We start from the raw sequence: 16,998 nt of genomic DNA on the forward strand, positions 1-16,998 counted from the left end.
GTGGGATCAGACCGTCAGGGAGCGGTCCGTCGGGCGGATCGGGGCCGGCAGGGAGCTGGCGCCGGTCAGGTGGCGGTCCACGCCGCGGGCGGCGGAGCGGCCCTCGGCGATGGCCCAGACGATGAGCGACTGGCCGCGGCCCGCGTCACCGGCGACGAAGACGCCGTCGACGTTGGTGGCGAAGTCCGCGTCGCGGGCGATGTTGCCGCGCTCGTCGAGCTCCAGGCCGAACTGGGCGACCAGGCCGTTCTGGACGTCCGTGCCGGTGAAGCCCATGGCGAGGGTGACCAGCTGGGCGGGGATCTTGCGCTCCGTGCCCGGCTTCTGGGTCAGCCTGCCGTCGACGAACTCGACCTCCACGAGGTGGAGGGACTGGACGTTGCCGTCCTCGTCGCCCTCGAAGTGGGTGGTGGAGACGGAGTAGACCCGCTCGCCGCCCTCCTCGTGCGCCGAGGTGACCTTGTACAGCATGGGGAAGGTCGGCCAGGGCTGGCCCGGGTTCCGCTCCTCGCCCGGCCGGGGCATGATCTCCAGCTGCGTGACCGAGGCCGCGCCCTGGCGGTGGGCGGTGCCGACGCAGTCGGCGCCGGTGTCGCCGCCGCCGATGACGACGACGTGCTTGCCCTCGGCGGTGATCGGCGGGGCCACGAAGTCGCCCTCGACCACCTTGTTGGCGAGCGGCAGGTACTCCATCGCCTGGTGGATGCCGTTCAGCTCGCGGCCGGGGACGGGCAGGTCGCGGGCGGTGGTGGCGCCGGCGGCGACGACGACCGCGTCGAACCGCTTGCGCAGGTCCGTCGCCGTCAGGTCGCGGCCGATCTCGATGCCGGTGCGGAACTTGGTGCCCTCCGCGCGCATCTGCTCGATGCGGCGGTTGATGTGCCGCTTCTCCATCTTGAACTCGGGGATGCCGTAGCGCAGCAGGCCGCCGATGCGGTCGGCGCGCTCGTACACGACCACGGTGTGGCCGGCCCGGGTCAGCTGCTGGGCGGCGGCGAGACCGGCCGGGCCGGAGCCGATGACGGCGGCGGTCTTGCCGGAGAGGCGCTCGGGCACCTGCGGCTTGACGTCGCCCCCGTCCCAGGCCTTGTCGATGATGGAGACTTCGACGTTCTTGATGGTGACGGCCGGCTGGTTGATGCCGAGCACGCACGCGGACTCGCAGGGCGCCGGGCAGAGGCGGCCGGTGAACTCCGGGAAGTTGTTGGTGGCGTGCAGGCGCTCCTGCGCCGCCGACCAGTCCTCGCGGTAGGCGTAGTCGTTCCACTCGGGGATCAGGTTCCCGAGGGGGCAGCCGTTGTGGCAGAACGGGATGCCGCAGTCCATGCAGCGGCCGGCCTGCTTGCTGATGATCGGCAGCAGGGAGCCGGAGACATAGACCTCGTTCCAGTCGCGGACGCGCTCGGTCACGGGACGGGTCTCGGCGACCTCGCGACCGGTGGTGAGGAAGCCCTTCGGATCAGCCATGGGTCGCCGCCTCCATCATCTTCTCGGTGGTCTCGGTCTCGGAGAGACCGGCGAGCTCAGCGGCGTCCTTGGCGGCGAGCACTGCCTTGTACGTGGTGGGGATGATCTTGCTGAACCGGGCCGCGGCGGCGTCCCAGTCGGCGAGGAGCTTCTCGGCGACGGTGGAGCCGGTCTCCTCGTGGTGGCGGCGCACGACGTCGTGCAGCCAGGCCGCGTCGGTGTCCGACAGGGCCTCGATCGCGCCCAGGTTGCCGGAGTTGACGTTGTCCCGGTCGAGGTCGATCACGTAGGCGACGCCGCCGGACATGCCGGCCGCGAAGTTGCGCCCGGTCTCGCCGAGGACGACGGCCGTGCCGCCGGTCATGTACTCGCAGCCGTGGTCGCCCACGCCCTCGGAGACGACGAGGGCGCCGGAGTTGCGGACGCAGAAGCGCTCGCCGGTGCGGCCGCGGAGGAACAACTCGCCGCCGGTCGCGCCGTACGCGATGGTGTTGCCCGCGATGGTGGAGTACTCGGCCAGGTGGTCGGCGCCCCGGTCGGGGCGGACGATCACGCGGCCGCCGGAGAGGCCCTTGCCGACGTAGTCGTTGGCGTCGCCCTCCAGGCGGAGCGTGACGCCGCTCGGCAGGAAGGCGCCGAAGGACTGGCCGGCGGAGCCGGTGAAGGTGATGTCGACGGTGTCGGCCGGGAGGCCGGCGCCGCCGAACCTCTTCGTCACCTGGTGGCCGAGCATGGTGCCGACCGTGCGGTTGATGTTGCGGATCGCGACCTGGGCGCGGACCGGCTGGGCCTCCTCGGCGGAGGGGGCGTTCAGGGCCTCGGCGGCGAGCTGGATCAGCTCGTTGTCGAGGGCCTTCTCCAGGCCGTGGTCCTGCTCGACCAGGGCGTGGCGGACCGCGCCCTCCGGGAGGTCCGGCACGTGGAAGAGGGGCCCCAGGTCGAGGCCCTGGGCCTTCCAGTGGGTGACGGCGCGGCCGGTGTCGAGCAGCTCGGCGTGGCCGACGGCCTCTTCGAGGGTGCGGAAGCCCAGCTCGGCGAGGAGCTCGCGGACCTCCTCGGCGATGAACTCGAAGAAGTTGACGACGTACTCGGCCTTGCCGGAGAAGCGGTCGCGCAGGACCGGGTTCTGGGTGGCGATGCCGACCGGGCAGGTGTCGAGGTGGCAGACGCGCATCATGACGCAGCCGGAGACGACGAGCGGCGCGGTGGCGAAGCCGAACTCCTCGGCGCCGAGCAGCGCGGCGATGACGACGTCGCGGCCGGTCTTGAGCTGGCCGTCGGTCTGGACGACGATCCGGTCGCGCAGGCCGTTGAGCAGCAGGGTCTGCTGGGTCTCGGCGAGGCCGAGCTCCCAGGGGCCGCCCGCGTGCTTCAGGCTCGTCAGAGGAGACGCGCCCGTGCCGCCGTCGTGGCCGGAGATGAGGACGACGTCCGCGTGGGCCTTGGAGACGCCGGCGGCGACCGTGCCGACGCCGACCTCGGAGACCAGCTTCACGTGGATGCGGGCGACCGGGTTGGCGTTCTTGAGGTCGTGGATCAGCTGGGCCAGGTCCTCGATGGAGTAGATGTCGTGGTGCGGCGGCGGGGAGATCAGGCCGACGCCGGGCGTCGAGTGACGCGTCCTGGCGACCCACGGGTAGACCTTGTGGCCGGGCAGCTGGCCGCCCTCGCCGGGCTTGGCGCCCTGGGCCATCTTGATCTGGATGTCGTCGGCGTTGACCAGGTACTCGCTGGTGACGCCGAAGCGGCCGGAGGCGACCTGCTTGATGGAGGAGCGGCGCTCCGGGTCGTACAGGCGGTCCGGGTCCTCGCCGCCCTCGCCGGTGTTGGACTTGCCGCCCAGCCGGTTCATGGCGATGGCGAGGGTCTCGTGCGCCTCCTGGGAGATGGAGCCGTACGACATGGCGCCGGTGGAGAAGCGCTTGACGATCTCGGAGGCGGGCTCGACCTCGTCGATCGGGATCGGGGTGCGGTCCTCGGCGGCGAAGCCGAAGAGGCCGCGGAGCGTCATGAGGCGCTCGGACTGCTCGTTCACCCGGTCGGTGTACTGCTTGAAGATGTCGTACCGCTTGGTGCGCGTGGCGTGCTGGAGGCGGAAGACGGTCTCCGGGTCGAACAGGTGCGGCTCGCCCTCGCGGCGCCACTGGTACTCGCCGCCGATCTCCAGGGCGCGGTGCGCCGAGGGGACGCCGGAGGCGGGGTACGCCTTGGCGTGGCGGGCGGCGACCTCCTGGGCGACGACGTCGAGGCCGGCGCCGCCGATCTTGGTGGCCGTGCCGTTGAAGTACGTGGCGACGAATTCGTCGTCGAGGCCGACGGCCTCGAAGACCTGGGCGCCGCGGTAGGAGGCGACGGTGGAGATGCCCATCTTGGACATGACCTTGAGGACGCCCTTGCCGAGGGCGTAGATCAGGTTGCGGATGGCCTGCTCGGGCTCCAGGCCCTCGATGAAGGTGCCGGCGCGGACCAGGTCCTCGACGGACTCCATGGCGAGGTACGGGTTGACGGCGGCGGCGCCGTAGCCGATGAGCAGGGCGACGTGGTGGACCTCGCGGACGTCGCCGGCCTCGATGAGCAGGCCCACCTTGGTCCGCTGCTTGGTGCGGATGAGGTGGTGGTGGACGGCCGCGGTGAGCAGCAGCGAGGGGATCGGGGCGTGCTCGGCGTCGGAGTGCCGGTCGGAGAGCACGATGAGGCGGGCGCCGCCCTCGATGGCGGTGTCGGCCTCGGCGCAGATGGCCTCGATGCGGGCGGCGAGGGCGTCGCCGCCGCCGGAGACCCGGTAGAGGCCGGAGAGGGTCGCGGCCTTCATTCCGGGCATGTCGCCGTCGGCGTTGATGTGGACGAGCTTGGCGAGCTCGTCGTTGTCGATCACCGGGAAGGGCAGGGTGACGCTGCGGCACGACACGGAGGTCGGGTCGAGCAGGTTGCCCTGGGGGCCGAGCGAGGAGCGCAGCGAGGTCACGAGCTCTTCGCGGATGGCGTCGAGCGGCGGGTTGGTGACCTGCGCGAAGAGCTGGGTGAAGTAGTCGAAGAGGAGGCGCGGGCGGGCGGACAGGGCCGCGATCGGGGAGTCCGTGCCCATGGAGCCGAGGGGCTCGCCGCCGGTGCGGGCCATCGGGGCGAGGATGACGCGGAGTTCTTCCTCGGTGTAGCCGAAGGTCTGCTGGCGGCGGGTGACCGAGGCGTGGGTGTGGACGACGTGCTCGCGCTCGGGGAGGTCGGAGAGCTCGATCTCGCCGGTCTCCAGCCACTCCTCGTAGGGGTTCTCGGCGGCGAGGGCGGCCTTGATCTCGTCGTCCTCGACGATGCGGTGCTCGGCGGTGTCGACGAGGAACATCCTGCCGGGCTGGAGGCGGCCCTTGCGGACGACCCTGGCGGGGTCGATGTCGAGGACGCCGACCTCGGAGGAGAGGACGACGAGGCCGTCGTCGGTGACCCAGTAGCGGCCGGGGCGCAGACCGTTGCGGTCGAGGACCGCGCCGACCTGGACGCCGTCGGTGAAGGTGACGCAGGCCGGGCCGTCCCAGGGCTCCATCATCGTGGAGTGGTACTGGTAGAAGGCGCGGCGGGCCGGGTCCATGGTCTCGTGGTTCTCCCACGCCTCCGGGACCATCATGAGGACCGCGTGCGGCAGGGAGCGGCCGCCGAGGTGGAGCAGCTCCAGGACCTCGTCGAAGGAGGCCGAGTCGGAGGCGTCCGGGGTGCAGATCGGGAAGACCCGGTCCAGCGGACGGTCGCCGAAGACGTCGGAGGCGAGCTGGGCCTCGCGGGCCGTCATCCAGTTCCGGTTGCCCTTGACGGTGTTGATCTCACCGTTGTGGGCGACGAAGCGGTACGGGTGGGCCAGCGGCCAGCTCGGGAAGGTGTTGGTGGAGAACCGGGAGTGGACCAGGGCCACGGCGGTGGCGCAGCGGCGGTCCGACAGGTCCGGGAAGAAGGGCTCCAGCTGGCCGGTGGTCAGCATGCCCTTGTAGACGAGGGTGCGGGCGGAGAGCGACGGGAAGTACGTCGCGGCCTCGCGCTCGGCGCGCTTGCGCAGGACGAAGGCCTTGCGGTCGAGCGCGATGCCCGTGTTCCGCCCGTCGGCCACGAAGAGCTGGCGGAAGACCGGCATGGTGGACCGGGCGGAGGCGCCGAGCAGCTCGGGGGCGACGGGGACCTCGCGCCAGCCGAGGACGTTCAGGTCCTCCTCGGCGGCGATCGCCTCGATCTTCGCGACGGTGGCGTCGATGCCGTCCTCGGGGAGGAAGGCGATGCCGACGGCGTACGCGCCGGCCTCGGGGAGCTCGAATCCGGCGACCTCGCGGAGGAAGGCGTCCGGGACCTGGAGCAGGATGCCGGCGCCGTCGCCGGAGTCGGCCTCCGCGCCGGTGGCGCCGCGGTGCTCGAGGTTGCGCAGTACGGTCAGCGCCTGCTCCACCAGCGCGTGGCTGGCTACACCGGTGAGGGTGGCCACGAACCCGACACCGCAGGCGTCGTGTTCGTTACGGGGGTCGTACATCCCCTGCGGAGCGGGGCGACCGTCCATGGGCGACCAGGCGTCGGAACGCATCGGCTCTCCCGTCGTCGTCGTGGCATATGCAGATGCCGAGGGACGACGTTGGCCCTCCGCGAAATTTCGTGCAGGTTACATGATGGCGGGCTTCTCGCGAAGCGGATAGCTCATTCCAACATGCGGACACCGCCGACACGCAGCGGTGGTACCGGTTCAGCTGTGGGGTGCGGTGACAGGCACTGTCCCGCGGGGACGGATCGAGGGGGTCCGAACGATCTCCGGATCTCCGGCGAGCCGTCGCTGGGTGGGCTTCGTTGCCCACTGGCGCTCATGCGTCCTTCCCGTTGGACACGGGTCCGAAACCGCCGGGTAACCGGCTATGTATGTAGCGCTCCGCATAGTGTCTCATCGCGACGGCGGATCGGACCAGGGAGATACGTCACAGGCGATATGCGGCTTGTGCCCGAAAAGCAGGGCGCCCCGGGGCTACAGCGCGGCGCCGAAGAGCATGCCGAGTCCGTACGTGACGGCCGCGGCGGCACCGCCGAGGACGAGCTGGCGCAGGCCGCTGAAGAGCCAGCCGCGCGCGGTCACCCGGGCCACCAGGGCGCCGCAGGCGAAGAGCCCGAGGAGGGCGAGCAGCACGGCCGGCCAGAGGGTGGTCGCCCCGAGCAGGTACGGCAGGACGGGCAGCAGCGCGCCGAGCGCGAACGAGCCGAACGACGAGACCGCGGCGACCGCGGGCGACGGCAGGTCGTCGGGGTCGATGCCGAGCTCCTCGCGGGCGTGGATCTCCAGGGCCTGCTCGGGGTCCTTCGACAGCTGCATCGCGACCTCGCGGGCGAGGGCGGGCTCGACGCCCCGGGAGACGTAGAGCGCGGCGAGCTCCTCCATCTCGTCGACGGGGTGCTTGCGCAACTGGCGTCGCTCCACGTCCAGTTCGGCCTGCACGAGTTCGCGCTGCGAGGCGACGGAGGTGTACTCCCCGGCGGCCATGGAGAAGGCGCCGGCGGCGAGGCCCGCGAGGCCGGTCACGGCGACGGTCCCGGAGGAGACCGCGCCGCCGGCGACGCCGGTCATCAGGGCGAGGTTGGACACCAGTCCGTCCATCGCGCCGAAGACCGCCGGACGCAGCCAGCCACCGTTCACGTCGCGGTGCGTGTGGTTGTCGCGGTGGGCCTCGTGCAGCGGTGCCTGGGCTTCGATGATGGACATGGTGCTCCCCTCTTCACGGCGGTCCGGGACACGCCCGCCTCCCCCTCGACTACCCTCGAAAATACGCTCGATGTAAGGGTCGTGCCAGCAAGGCAGGCCGTACTTACTAAGGGCCGCCTGACCGGGAGCACCGGATCCTGGCGGGGTGTCAGGCGGGTGACAGAGACGTTTCCGCGGCGAGTTCGCGGGCGGTGGTGGCACAGATCCAGGCAACGGGGCGCCAACGGTGCGCCTCCCGGAGGAAGGAGCCGCCGCACATGGTCACCACCACGGCATGCGACACGCGGGAACGGGCGAGGGGGGCGCTCCTCGGCCTCGCCGTCGGCGACGCGCTCGGCGCGCCCGCCGAGAACATGCGGCCCTCCGAGATCCGCCGCCGCTGGGGCCGGATCGAGGGCTTCGTGACGGAGAGCCCGACGGGCACGGACGACACCGAGTACGCCGTCTTCTCGGGGCTGCTGCTCGCCCGGCACGGCTCGGCCCTCACCGTCCGCCACGTCGAACGGGCCTGGCACCGCTGGATCGCCGACCTCGACGAAGGGCCCTTCCGGGGCGCGGGCTTCTCGGAGCGGGGCACCCTGGAGAACCTCCGGCGGGGGCTCGCGGCCCCCATCTCCGCGCAGCACCGGCACGCCTGGAGCGACGGCCTCGCGATGCGCGCGGCGCCGTTCGGGGTGTTCGCCGCCGGGCGCCCGGCGGAGGCGGCCCGGCTCGTCGCGATCGACGGCAGCGTCAGCCACGAGGGCGAGGGCATCTACGGCGGTCAGGCGGTCGCGGCGGGGGTCGCGGCGGCGATGGCGGGGGCGAGCGTGACGTCGGTGATCGCGGCGGCCCTCTCCGCCGTCCCGATGGACTCGTGGACGGCCCGCTCGCTGCGCCGCGCGGTCGTGGCGGCCCAGCGGGTCCAGCCGGACCCGCTCGTCCGCGAACGCCAGGTCCGCTCGGCGGTCGTCATCGGGGGCTACCCGTGGACGGACCTGGCCCCGGAGGCGGTGGGCCTGGCGTTCGGCGCCTTCGCGGCGGCCCGCGGGGACTTCCGTACGGCCGTCCTGACCGCCGTCAACATGGGCCGCGACGCCGACACCACGGCGGCGGTCGCGGGCGCCCTGGCGGGTGCGATGTCGGGCGCCCGGGCGATCCCGGCGGAGTGGGCCACGGCCATCACCCCGGTCACCGGCAGTTGCCTCCCCTCCATGCGCGGCTACCACGTCCTGGACATCGCGGACCTCCTGACCCCGGAGGAGGCGGCATGAACCCGAACACGAACCTGCCGGACCTGCCGGGGGCGGGAGCGGGAGCGGCGGGGGCCGGTACGGGTGTGGGCGCGGGTACGAGCGCCTCCGGTACGGCCGTGGACGCGGGTACGGGTCCGAGCGCCCCCGTCACGGCCGTGGGCACGGACGCCACCCCGGGCACTCCGGCGATCGCCTCCGCCACGGGAGCCTCCACCTCCTTCGCGGGTACGGCTCCGGAAACCGGCGGCACCGCCCCGTCCGCGCCCACCGCCATGGGCACCGGTCCGGGCGTCGGCATCCCCACCACCCACGTGGCCGGTAGTCCCACCGGACGGGGAGGTCCCTCCTCCGGGGGAGGTAGGACACAGGCCCCGGTGCGGGGCACCGGCCTGCTGGACGGGATCCACGAGGACCCGGCGGCACCCCCGGCGCGGGACACGCACGACCACACCTCGACGCCCACCGCCCAGGCCCAGGCGCCGACCGCCCGGGTCACCGCGCCCACCACCCCGCTCCAGACGCCGACCGCCCAGGTCACCGCAAGGCGCGACGCGATCGAAGGGCTTCTCCTCGGGCTCGCCGCGGGTGACGCCGCCGGGTGGCCCGCCGCGCGGCACCGGGCCGCCCGGATGCCCGAGTGGACCCGCCGCCTCACCCGGGAGCTCGACACCTTCGCGGAGCAGAACGCGACGACCGCCCTCCCCGTCCCCATCGCCCTCAACCAGCCCCCCGAGCCCCTCCTGCTGGGCCCCTCCGACGACGCAGAGTGGGCGGTCTTCACCGCCGAGGCGATCCTCGCCTCCGCCGACCCCGCCCTGTCCGGCCTGCCCCCGGAGCGCCGGCTCCGCGCCGCCGTCGACCTCGCCTGGAACGCCCTCGCCGGGCAGGTCGCGGCCGCCGCCGACCGCGCCCCCGAGGTCGAGTCCGCCGTCCTGCCCCTCCGCGCCCGGATCTCCGTACGGGCCGGTCTCGGCAACCTCGCCACCGGCCTGCGCCCGCCCGCGACCGGCCACGACAACCCGCACTACTTCGACGACGCCGCCTGCGTACGGGCCGCCGTCCTGGCCCTCGTCCACCCGGGCGATCCGCGCGCCGCCGCCGAACTCGCGGAGTTCGACGCCCGGTACACCCAGGACGGCGACGGCGTGCACGGCGCGCGCGCGACGGCGGCGGCGGTCGCCGCGGCCCTCGGCGGGGCGGACGTCGACGAGGCCGTCGGGGCGGCGCTCGCCGAACTCCCGCCCGCCACCGAGATCGGCCGCAACGCCCGGCACGCCGTGGAGCTCGCCCGGTCCGCCGACTCGGCCTTCGCGCTCGTCCCGCTCCTGGAGCACCGGATCGTGGACCACGTCTACAGTTACGGCGTCGCCGCCGCCGAGACGGTCCCGGTCGCCCTCGCGCTCGCCCTCGCCGCCCGGGGCGAGACGACGGCCGCGGTCCCGGCCGCCGCCTGTCTCTCCCGGGTCGCGGACTCGGCCCCGGCGCTCGCGGGCGCGCTCACCGGCGCGCTCGGCGGCGGCCGTTCGATCCCGGCGAGCTGGCGCGAGGCCTGCCGGAGGCTCGCGGGCTGCGCGCTGCCCCGGCTCGCGGGGACCGACCTGGTGGAACTCGCCGGGCTGCTCGGAGCCACGGAACCGGCCGCCCCAGGGGGACAATTCCGACATGGAACCCACACTGGACGTGCCCGACCCGGCTGCACCCACACCGAACACGCCGGGCGCTCCCACCCTGGATGACCGGATCACCGGCAGCCTCCTCGGAGCCGCCGTCGGCGACGCGCTCGGCGGCCCCGTCGAGGGCTACACCCCCGAGCAGATCCTGGAGCGCCACGGCGGCCGCGTCACCGGGATCGTCGGCCCCTGGAACGGCGAGGCCTGGCGCACCGCCCGCCCCATCGCCCCGTACCACAAGGGCGACGGGCACGTCACCGACGACACCCTGATGACCCACACCCTGATCCGGGTGTACGAGAAGGTCCGCGGCCACCTCGACGCGTACGCGGTCGCGGACCACCTCGTCCCCGAACTCATGAACTCCCCCGTCTGGATCCCGGAACTGGAGGCCGAGGCGCTGCCGCTCCAGCGGATCTTCCTCGCCGAGAAGTGGATCGTGACCCGGCTCCACTACGGCCACGTGGACCCGCGCGAGGCCGGCAGCGGCAACATCGTCAACTGCGGCGCCGCGATGTACATGGCGCCGGTCGGACTCGTCAACGCCGCCAACCCGCCGGCCGCCTACGCCGAGGCCCTCGACCTGGCGGGCGCGCACCAGTCCTCGTACGGACGGGAGGCGGCGGGCGTGTTCGCGGCGGCGGTGGCGGCGGCCTGCGTACCGGGCGCGACGCCGGTCTCGGTGGTGGACGCGGCCCTGGCCCTGGCGAAGGACGGCACGGAGGCGGCGATCGAGGCGGTGGCCGAAGCGGCCGCCCGCCACACGGACTTCGAGACCGCCCTCACCCCCCTGCGCCGGGCGGTGGCCCCCTTCGACACGGTCGGCCCCGACTACCGCGCGCCGTCCCTCGGCGCCCGGCGGCCCTCCCGGCTCCACGCGATCGAGGAGTTGCCGATCGCCCTGGGGATGCTGCTCGTCGGCGGGGGCGACTTCCGGCGCACGGTCCTGGGCGCCGTCAACTACGGCCGGGACTGCGACTCGATCGCCACGATGGCGGGCGCGATCGTGGGCGCGCTGCACGGCGAGGCGGTCGTGCCCGCCGACTGGGCGAAGCGGGTGGCGGAGGCGAGCCGCCTCGACCTGCACGCCCCGGCGCGGGCCCTGGCCGGGGTCGCCCGCGAGGTCTTCGCGCGGGACGCGGAGGCGCGCCGGGCGCACGAGTCGGCGTTCGCGGCGCTGACGAGCGCGGACCGGTGAACCTCCGTGTGACCTGGGTGCAGCCGGAGGACCTGGTGGGCCACGAGCTCCGGCAGGCGGCGGAGGACGGCCGCGACGTCCGCGCCCAGGCGGCCCGCTGGGCGGCGGCGGGCGGCCCGCCCGCCCCGGACGCGGCCGGCGCCTCCGCAACGCCCCGCCCGGACCTCCGCCCCCTGGCGGAGGAACTCCTGGACGCCCTGGCCGCGCTCCCCTCCCCGCTCGCGGAGCACGAGCCGACCGCCCTGCCCGGCATCCTGGCCCTGACCTCCGCCCCCGCCGGAGGCACCCAGGAGGGGCCCGGCGCCGGGGACGGGCATGCCCGGAGCCGGGCGCCGGGCTCCCCGTACGACGACCACGGCGGCCACGACGCCCACGACGCCCACGTCGCCTCGGCCCCCCGCCCGGTGCCGGACGCCCCGCGCGAGACCTCGGGCCCCCGGGCCCACGAAGGCGCGGCTCCCCGGCCCGGCGGAGGCCCGCCCTCCCCCGGAGCGGCGGCGGAAGCAGCGCACGACCCCGCCCTCCTCCCCCGGCTGCACGCCGCCTGGCTCGGCCGTGCCGTCGGGTGCCTGCTCGGCAAACCCGTCGAGAAGCTCCCCCTCCCCGCGATCCGCGCCCTGGCCCGCGCCACCGGCAACTGGCCCCTCAGCACCTGGTTCACCGCCCGGGGCGTGCCTCCCGGACTGCTCGCCGCCCACCCCTGGAACCGGCGGTCCGCCGCCACCTCCCTCGCCGAGAACATCGACGGCATGCCCGAGGACGACGACCTCAACTACCCCCTGCTGAACCTCCTCCTGCTCCAGCGGTACGGCCGCGACTTCACCACCGCCGACGTCGCCCGCCTCTGGCTCGACGAACTCCCCGCCGGCCGCACCTTCACGGCCGAGCGCGTCGCCTACCGCAACCTCCTCGACGGGATCGAACCCCCGCTGACCGCCGTCCGCCGCAACCCCTTCCGCGAGTGGATCGGCGCCCAGATCCGGGCCGACGTGCACGGCTGGACCCACCCGGGCGACCCGGCGGCCGCCGCCGCGCAGGCGTACCGGGACGCGGTGCTCACCCACACCGCCAACGGCGTGTACGGCGCCATGTTCGTCGCCGCCACCGTCGCCGCCGCCGCGTCCGGCACCGCCGACGTCCACCGGGCGCTCGCCGCCGGACTCGCCGTGGTCCCGCCGCGTTCCCGCCTCGCGCGGGCGGTCCGCCGGGGCATCGCGCACGCCCGCGCCCACCCCGACTTCGACGCCGTCGCGGACCGGCTGCACGCCGAACTCGGCGGGTACCACTGGGTGCACGCCGTCCCCAACGCCGCCCTGCTCGCCGCCGCCCTCACCCACGCCGACGGCGACTTCTCCCGCTCCGTCTGCGCGGCGGTCTCGGGCGGCTGGGACACCGACTCCAACGGCGCCACCGCCGGCTCGGTCGCCGGTCTGCTCGCCGGCCGGCCCGACCGGCTCCCCGAGCGCTGGACCTCCCCCCTCAAGAACCGCCTCGCGACCTCGGTCCCGTCCTTCGACGGCATCGGTTTCGACACCCTGGCCGCACTGACACACCTGGAGGCAGTACGCCCATGACCAGCATCGTCGTGCTCGGCAGCACGAACATGGACCTCGTCGCCTATGTGCCGAGGGCCCCGGCCCCCGGCGAGACCGTCACCGGCCGCTCCTTCCGTACGATCCCCGGCGGCAAGGGCGCCAACCAGGCCGTCGCCGCCGCCCGCGCCGGCGGCGAGGTCGCGATGATCGGCGCGGTCGGCACGGACGGCTTCGGCACGCGGCTGCGGGCCGCCCTGGAGCACTGCGCGGTGGACACCGACCTCCTGCGCACCGCCGAGGGCGCCTCGGGCACCGCCCACATCGTCGTGGACGACGAGGGCGGCAACGCGATCGTCGTCGTCCCCGGCGCCAACGGCACCGTCACCTCCCTCACCCACGGCGACGAGGCCCTCATCGGCACCGCCGACACCCTGCTCCTCCAGCTCGAACTCCCCCTCCCCGTCGTCGTCGAGGGCGCCACGGCCGCCCGCCGGCGCGGCGTCCGCACCGTCCTCACCCCCTCCCCCGCGCAGCCGCTCCCTCCCGAACTCCTCGCCGTCACCGACCTGTTGGTGCCGAACGAGCACGAGGCCGCCGCGCTCACCGGCCGCACGGACCCGCGCGCCGCCGCCGAGGCCCTGCTGCGGGACGTCCCCGAGGTGGTGGTCACCCTGGGCGCGGCCGGCAGCCTGTACGCGGCGCGCGGCGCCGAACCGGTCGCCGTGCCCGCCCGCCGGGTCAGGGCCGTGGACACCACCGGCGCCGGCGACACCTTCGTCGGCGCCCTCGCGGTCGCCCTGGGCGAGGGCCGTCCCGCCCCGGAGGCGCTCGCCTGGGCGCAGACCGCCGCCGCGCTCTCCGTCCGGCGCGAGGGCGCGTCGACCTCGATGCCGTACCGCGTCGACATCGAAGCGGCCTTCCGCTCCCCCGACTCCCTGGAGGCCGATCCCGTATGACGCCGAACACCGCACAGGACGCCACGCCTGACACCGCGCCGGAGACCGACGGCTCCGCCCCGCCCCTCCGGGGGCTGCGGGTCCTGGACCTCGCGACCCTCTTCGCCGGGCCGCTCGCCGCCATGATGCTGGGCGACTTCGGCGCCGACGTCGTCAAGGTCGAGCACCCCCGCAGGCCGGACCCGTCCCGCGGCCACGGCCCCGCCAAGGACGGGATCGGCCTGTGGTGGAAGGTCCTGGGCCGCAACAAGCGGACGATCACCCTCGACCTGTCCACGCCGGGCGGCCGCGCCACCCTCCTCGCGCTCGCCGCCGACGCCGACGTGATCGTGGAGAACTTCCGCCCCGGCACCCTGGAGCGCTGGGGCCTGGGCTGGGAGGAGCTCTCCGCCGCCAACCCGCGTCTGGTCCTCGCCCGCGTCACCGGCTTCGGCCAGTTCGGCCCGTACTCCCACCGCCCCGGCTTCGGCACCCTCGCCGAGGCGATGAGCGGCTTCGCCGCCATCACCGGCGAGCCCGACGGCCCGCCGACCCTGCCCCCCTTCGGCCTGGCCGACTCGATCGCCGCCCTGGCCACCGCGTACGCCGTGATGACCGCGCTCACCGCCAGGACGACGACCGGCCGCGGCCAGGTCGTGGACATGGCCATCATCGAACCGATGCTCTCCGTCATCGGACCCCACCCCCTCTGGTACGACCAGCTCGGATACGTCCAGCCCCGCACCGGCAACCGCTCCCGCAACAACGCCCCGCGCAACACCTACCGGACCGCCGACGGCTCCTGGGTCGCCGTCTCCACCTCCGCCCAGTCGATCGCGGAACGGGTCCTGAACCTCGTCGGCCGCCCGGAGCTGATCGACGAGCCGTGGTTCGCCGACGGCGCGGGCCGGGCGGCGCACGCGGACGTCCTGGACGAGGCGGTCGGCTCGTGGATCGCCCGCCGCACCCGCGACGAGGCGATGGCGGCCTTCGAGAAGGCGGAGGCCGCCATCGCCCCCGTCTACGACGTCCGTGACGTCCTCGACGACCCGCAGTACCAGGCGCTCGGCACCGTCACCGAAGTGGACGACCCCGAGCTGGGGCCGATCAGGATGCAGAACGTCCTCTTCCGGCTCTCCGAGACCCCCGGCGCCATCCGCTGGTCCGGCCGCCCGCACGGCGCCGACACCGCCGCCGTCCTCGCCGAACTCGGCCTCAGCCCCGCCGAGATCGGTGCCCTCCGCGACCAGGGGGCGGTATGAGCGGCACCCACGGCGTCCGGAACCCGGGCAGGGTCAGCGGCCCCCGCGAGCGGACCGGCGCGCCCGTCGCGAGCGGCACCGCCGGGCCGCACACCCCGCTCACCTGGCTGTACGCGCCCGGCGACCGGCCCGAGGTCGTCCGCAAGGCCCTGGCCTCCGGCGCCGACGTCGTGATCGTCGATCTGGAGGACGCGGTCGCCCCGCACCGCAAGGCGTACGCCCTGGAGGCGACGGTCGATCTCCTCGCGGACGTGCACCCCGTCCCGGTCCACGTCCGCGTCCACACCCCGCTCGACATCCCCGCCCTGACCCCCCTCCCCGGCCTCTGCGGTCTCCGTGTACCCAAGGTGACACACGCCACTGACATCCACCGGATCGCCGGCCTCGCCCCGGGCCTCCCGCTCTACCCGCTCCTGGAGAGCGCCCTCGCGGTGGAGAACGCGTACGCCATCGCCTCCGCCCACCCCGCCGTGCGCGGCATCGCGCTCGGCGAGGCCGACCTCCGCTCCGACCTGGGAGTGCGGGAGGACGGCGGGCTCGACTGGTCGCGCGGCCGGCTGGTGGTCGCGGCCCGCGCGGCCGCCCTCCCGCCCCCCACCCAGTCGGTCCACCCCCACGTCCGCGACCTGGAGGGGCTGGCCGCCGACTGCGCCCGGGGCCGGGCGCTGGGCTTCCTGGGCCGCGCGGCCATCCATCCCCGCCAGCTCCCGGTCATCGAGCGCGCCTATCTCCCCACCCCGGAGGAGGTCGACGAGGCCCGGGAGATCGTCGCCGCGACCGGGCGTGGCGCGCTGGCCCTCCCGGACGGCCGGTTCGTCGACGCGGCGGTGGTGGAGGGCGCCCGCCGGGTCCTCGCCCTCGCTGCGCGGACCGGGTGACCCGTGCCCCCGCACGCGGAAGGGCCGCCGGAACCTTTCGGCTCCGGCGGCCCTCGCGATCGCCGCGGGCGGGGCGGTCAGCTCTTCCCGGCGCCGTGCTCCATGTCCTTGCCGAGGTCGACGGCACCGGAGGAGCCGTCCGCCTTCGTGTCGGCGTCGGCGTCGGCAGGGGCGTCCTCGTCGGACTCCCCGGCCTTCTCCGAGCCCTCCGCCTTCTCCCCGGCCTTCGGCTCCACGATCTCCTCGCGTCCCGGCCGGACCCGCGACGAGACCACGATGTAGACCACCGCGAGGAGGAAGACGACGATGGCCGTCCACACGTTCAGACGCAGGCCGAGCACGTGGTGCGCCTCGTCGACGCGCATGTACTCGATCCAGCCGCGGCCCGCGCAGTACGCGGCGACGTAGAGCGCGAAGGCGCGCCCGTGGCCGAGCCTGAAGCGGCGGTCGGCCCAGACGACGAGGAGGGCGACGCCGACGCACCAGAGGGACTCGTACAGGAAGGTCGGGTGGTAGGTCCCGGCCTCGCGGTTCGCGCCCTCGCTGATCTTCAGGGCCCAGGGCAGGTCGGTCGCCCGGCCGTACAGCTCCTGGTTGAACCAGTTGCCCCAGCGGCCGACGGCCTGGGCGAGGGCGATGCCGGGCGCGATGGCGTCGGCGTACGCGGGGAGCGGGATGCCCCGGCGGCGGCAGCCGATCCAGGCGCCCACCGCGCCGAGCGCGATGGCGCCCCAGATGCCGAGGCCGCCCTCCCAGATCTTGAAGGCGTCGACCCAGTTCTCACCCTCGCTGAAGTACAGCTGGTAGTCGGTGATCACGTGGTAGAGACGGCCGCCGACGAGGCCGAAGGGCACCGCCCAGACGGCGATGTCGGCCACGGTGCCGGCGGTGCCGCCCCGGGCGATCCAGCGCTTGTTGCCGTACCAGACGGCGACGAAGACACCGATGATGATGCAGAAGGCATAGCCGCGCAGCGGGATCGGTCCGAGGTGGATCACGCCGGTCGACGGGCTGGGAATGTAGGCAAGGTCCATGGCAGGTCCGACGCTACCCTGCCGGGCGGGCGCGACGGCAGCCCGCCCGGCAACGTCTGGGTAACTAACCC

11 protein-coding genes are annotated in these 16,998 nt (G+C 74.2%); 7 read left to right on the forward strand and 4 right to left on the reverse strand.

The genetic code is table 11. The features are described 5' to 3' along the window. Positions 1-6: 6 nt before the first annotated feature. From ACFY7E_RS16585 to ACFY7E_RS16595, 3 genes are all read right to left on the reverse strand, one after another. Positions 7-1,467: a glutamate synthase subunit beta gene (locus ACFY7E_RS16585; protein WP_389485359.1), complete on the reverse strand. Its 1,461-nt coding sequence runs from the start codon at positions 1,465-1,467 to the stop codon at positions 7-9. Beyond that, positions 1,460-6,022 (reverse strand): glutamate synthase large subunit, encoded by a 4,563-nt coding sequence (gene gltB / locus ACFY7E_RS16590; protein ID WP_389485361.1) that lies wholly within the window; start codon positions 6,020-6,022, stop codon positions 1,460-1,462. Before gltB ends, ACFY7E_RS16585 begins: the two co-directional genes overlap by 8 nt. Before the next feature lie 429 nt (positions 6,023-6,451). After that, complete coding sequence (locus ACFY7E_RS16595; protein WP_383438075.1) at positions 6,452-7,180, reverse strand: VIT1/CCC1 transporter family protein; 729 nt, start codon at positions 7,178-7,180, stop codon at positions 6,452-6,454. Positions 7,181-7,437: 257 nt separating this feature from the next. Here ACFY7E_RS16595 and ACFY7E_RS16600 point away from each other — a divergent pair, with 257 nt between their 5' ends. The 7 genes from ACFY7E_RS16600 to ACFY7E_RS16630 all read left to right on the forward strand — a co-directional run bounded on the left by ACFY7E_RS16600 (position 7,438) and on the right by ACFY7E_RS16630 (position 15,893). Then, complete coding sequence (locus tag ACFY7E_RS16600; RefSeq protein ID WP_389485363.1) at positions 7,438-8,433, forward strand: ADP-ribosylglycohydrolase family protein; 996 nt, start codon at positions 7,438-7,440, stop codon at positions 8,431-8,433. A gap of 536 nt (positions 8,434-8,969) precedes the next feature. Next, entirely contained in the window at positions 8,970-10,151 is a 1,182-nt protein-coding gene (locus ACFY7E_RS16605; protein ID WP_389485636.1) for an ADP-ribosylglycohydrolase family protein, read from the forward strand. Further along, on the forward strand, positions 10,078-11,283 hold the full coding sequence (locus ACFY7E_RS16610; protein WP_389485365.1) for an ADP-ribosylglycohydrolase family protein: 1,206 nt from the start codon (positions 10,078-10,080) through the stop codon (positions 11,281-11,283). The genes ACFY7E_RS16605 and ACFY7E_RS16610 overlap by 74 nt, the downstream gene beginning before the upstream one ends. Next, positions 11,280-12,857, forward strand: a complete 1,578-nt coding sequence (locus tag ACFY7E_RS16615; protein WP_389485367.1) for an ADP-ribosylglycohydrolase family protein — start codon at positions 11,280-11,282, stop codon at positions 12,855-12,857. Before ACFY7E_RS16610 ends, ACFY7E_RS16615 begins: the two co-directional genes overlap by 4 nt. Further along, a complete protein-coding gene (gene rbsK, locus ACFY7E_RS16620; RefSeq protein ID WP_389485369.1) occupies positions 12,854-13,774 on the forward strand; it encodes a ribokinase in 921 nt (306 codons plus the stop codon). Before ACFY7E_RS16615 ends, rbsK begins: the two co-directional genes overlap by 4 nt. Beyond that, the gene (locus ACFY7E_RS16625) at positions 13,771-15,015 is read left to right on the forward strand and encodes a CaiB/BaiF CoA transferase family protein (RefSeq protein WP_389485371.1); all 1,245 of its coding nucleotides are present in this window, start codon (positions 13,771-13,773) and stop codon (positions 15,013-15,015) included. Before rbsK ends, ACFY7E_RS16625 begins: the two co-directional genes overlap by 4 nt. Continuing rightward, positions 15,012-15,893, forward strand: coding sequence for an HpcH/HpaI aldolase/citrate lyase family protein (locus ACFY7E_RS16630; RefSeq protein WP_389485373.1), 882 nt, complete (start codon positions 15,012-15,014; stop codon positions 15,891-15,893). Before ACFY7E_RS16625 ends, ACFY7E_RS16630 begins: the two co-directional genes overlap by 4 nt. Positions 15,894-15,970: 77 nt before the next feature. Here ACFY7E_RS16630 and lgt read toward each other — a convergent pair whose 3' ends face one another. Continuing rightward, entirely contained in the window at positions 15,971-16,927 is a 957-nt protein-coding gene (gene lgt / locus ACFY7E_RS16635; protein WP_389485375.1) for a prolipoprotein diacylglyceryl transferase, read from the reverse strand. Positions 16,928-16,998: the final 71 nt, after the last annotated feature.

The organism is Streptomyces sp. NPDC012825, assembly GCF_042900925.1.
Taxonomy (GTDB): Bacteria; Actinomycetota; Actinomycetes; order Streptomycetales; family Streptomycetaceae; genus Streptomyces.

Excerpts from the sequence above, each read along its gene's own strand:
- ACFY7E_RS16625 (WP_389485371.1), top strand. The coding sequence starts at position 13,771 with ATGACGCCGAACACCGCACAGGACGCCACGCCTGACACCGCGCCGGAG.
- gltB (WP_389485361.1), bottom strand. The coding sequence starts at position 6,022 with ATGCGTTCCGACGCCTGGTCGCCCATGGACGGTCGCCCCGCTCCGCAG.
- ACFY7E_RS16585 (WP_389485359.1), bottom strand. The coding sequence starts at position 1,467 with ATGGCTGATCCGAAGGGCTTCCTCACCACCGGTCGCGAGGTCGCCGAG.
- lgt (WP_389485375.1), bottom strand. The coding sequence starts at position 16,927 with ATGGACCTTGCCTACATTCCCAGCCCGTCGACCGGCGTGATCCACCTC.
- ACFY7E_RS16595 (WP_383438075.1), bottom strand. The coding sequence starts at position 7,180 with ATGTCCATCATCGAAGCCCAGGCACCGCTGCACGAGGCCCACCGCGAC.
- ACFY7E_RS16600 (WP_389485363.1), top strand. The coding sequence starts at position 7,438 with ATGGTCACCACCACGGCATGCGACACGCGGGAACGGGCGAGGGGGGCG.
- ACFY7E_RS16630 (WP_389485373.1), top strand. The coding sequence starts at position 15,012 with ATGAGCGGCACCCACGGCGTCCGGAACCCGGGCAGGGTCAGCGGCCCC.
- ACFY7E_RS16610 (WP_389485365.1), top strand. The coding sequence starts at position 10,078 with ATGGAACCCACACTGGACGTGCCCGACCCGGCTGCACCCACACCGAAC.
- rbsK (WP_389485369.1), top strand. The coding sequence starts at position 12,854 with ATGACCAGCATCGTCGTGCTCGGCAGCACGAACATGGACCTCGTCGCC.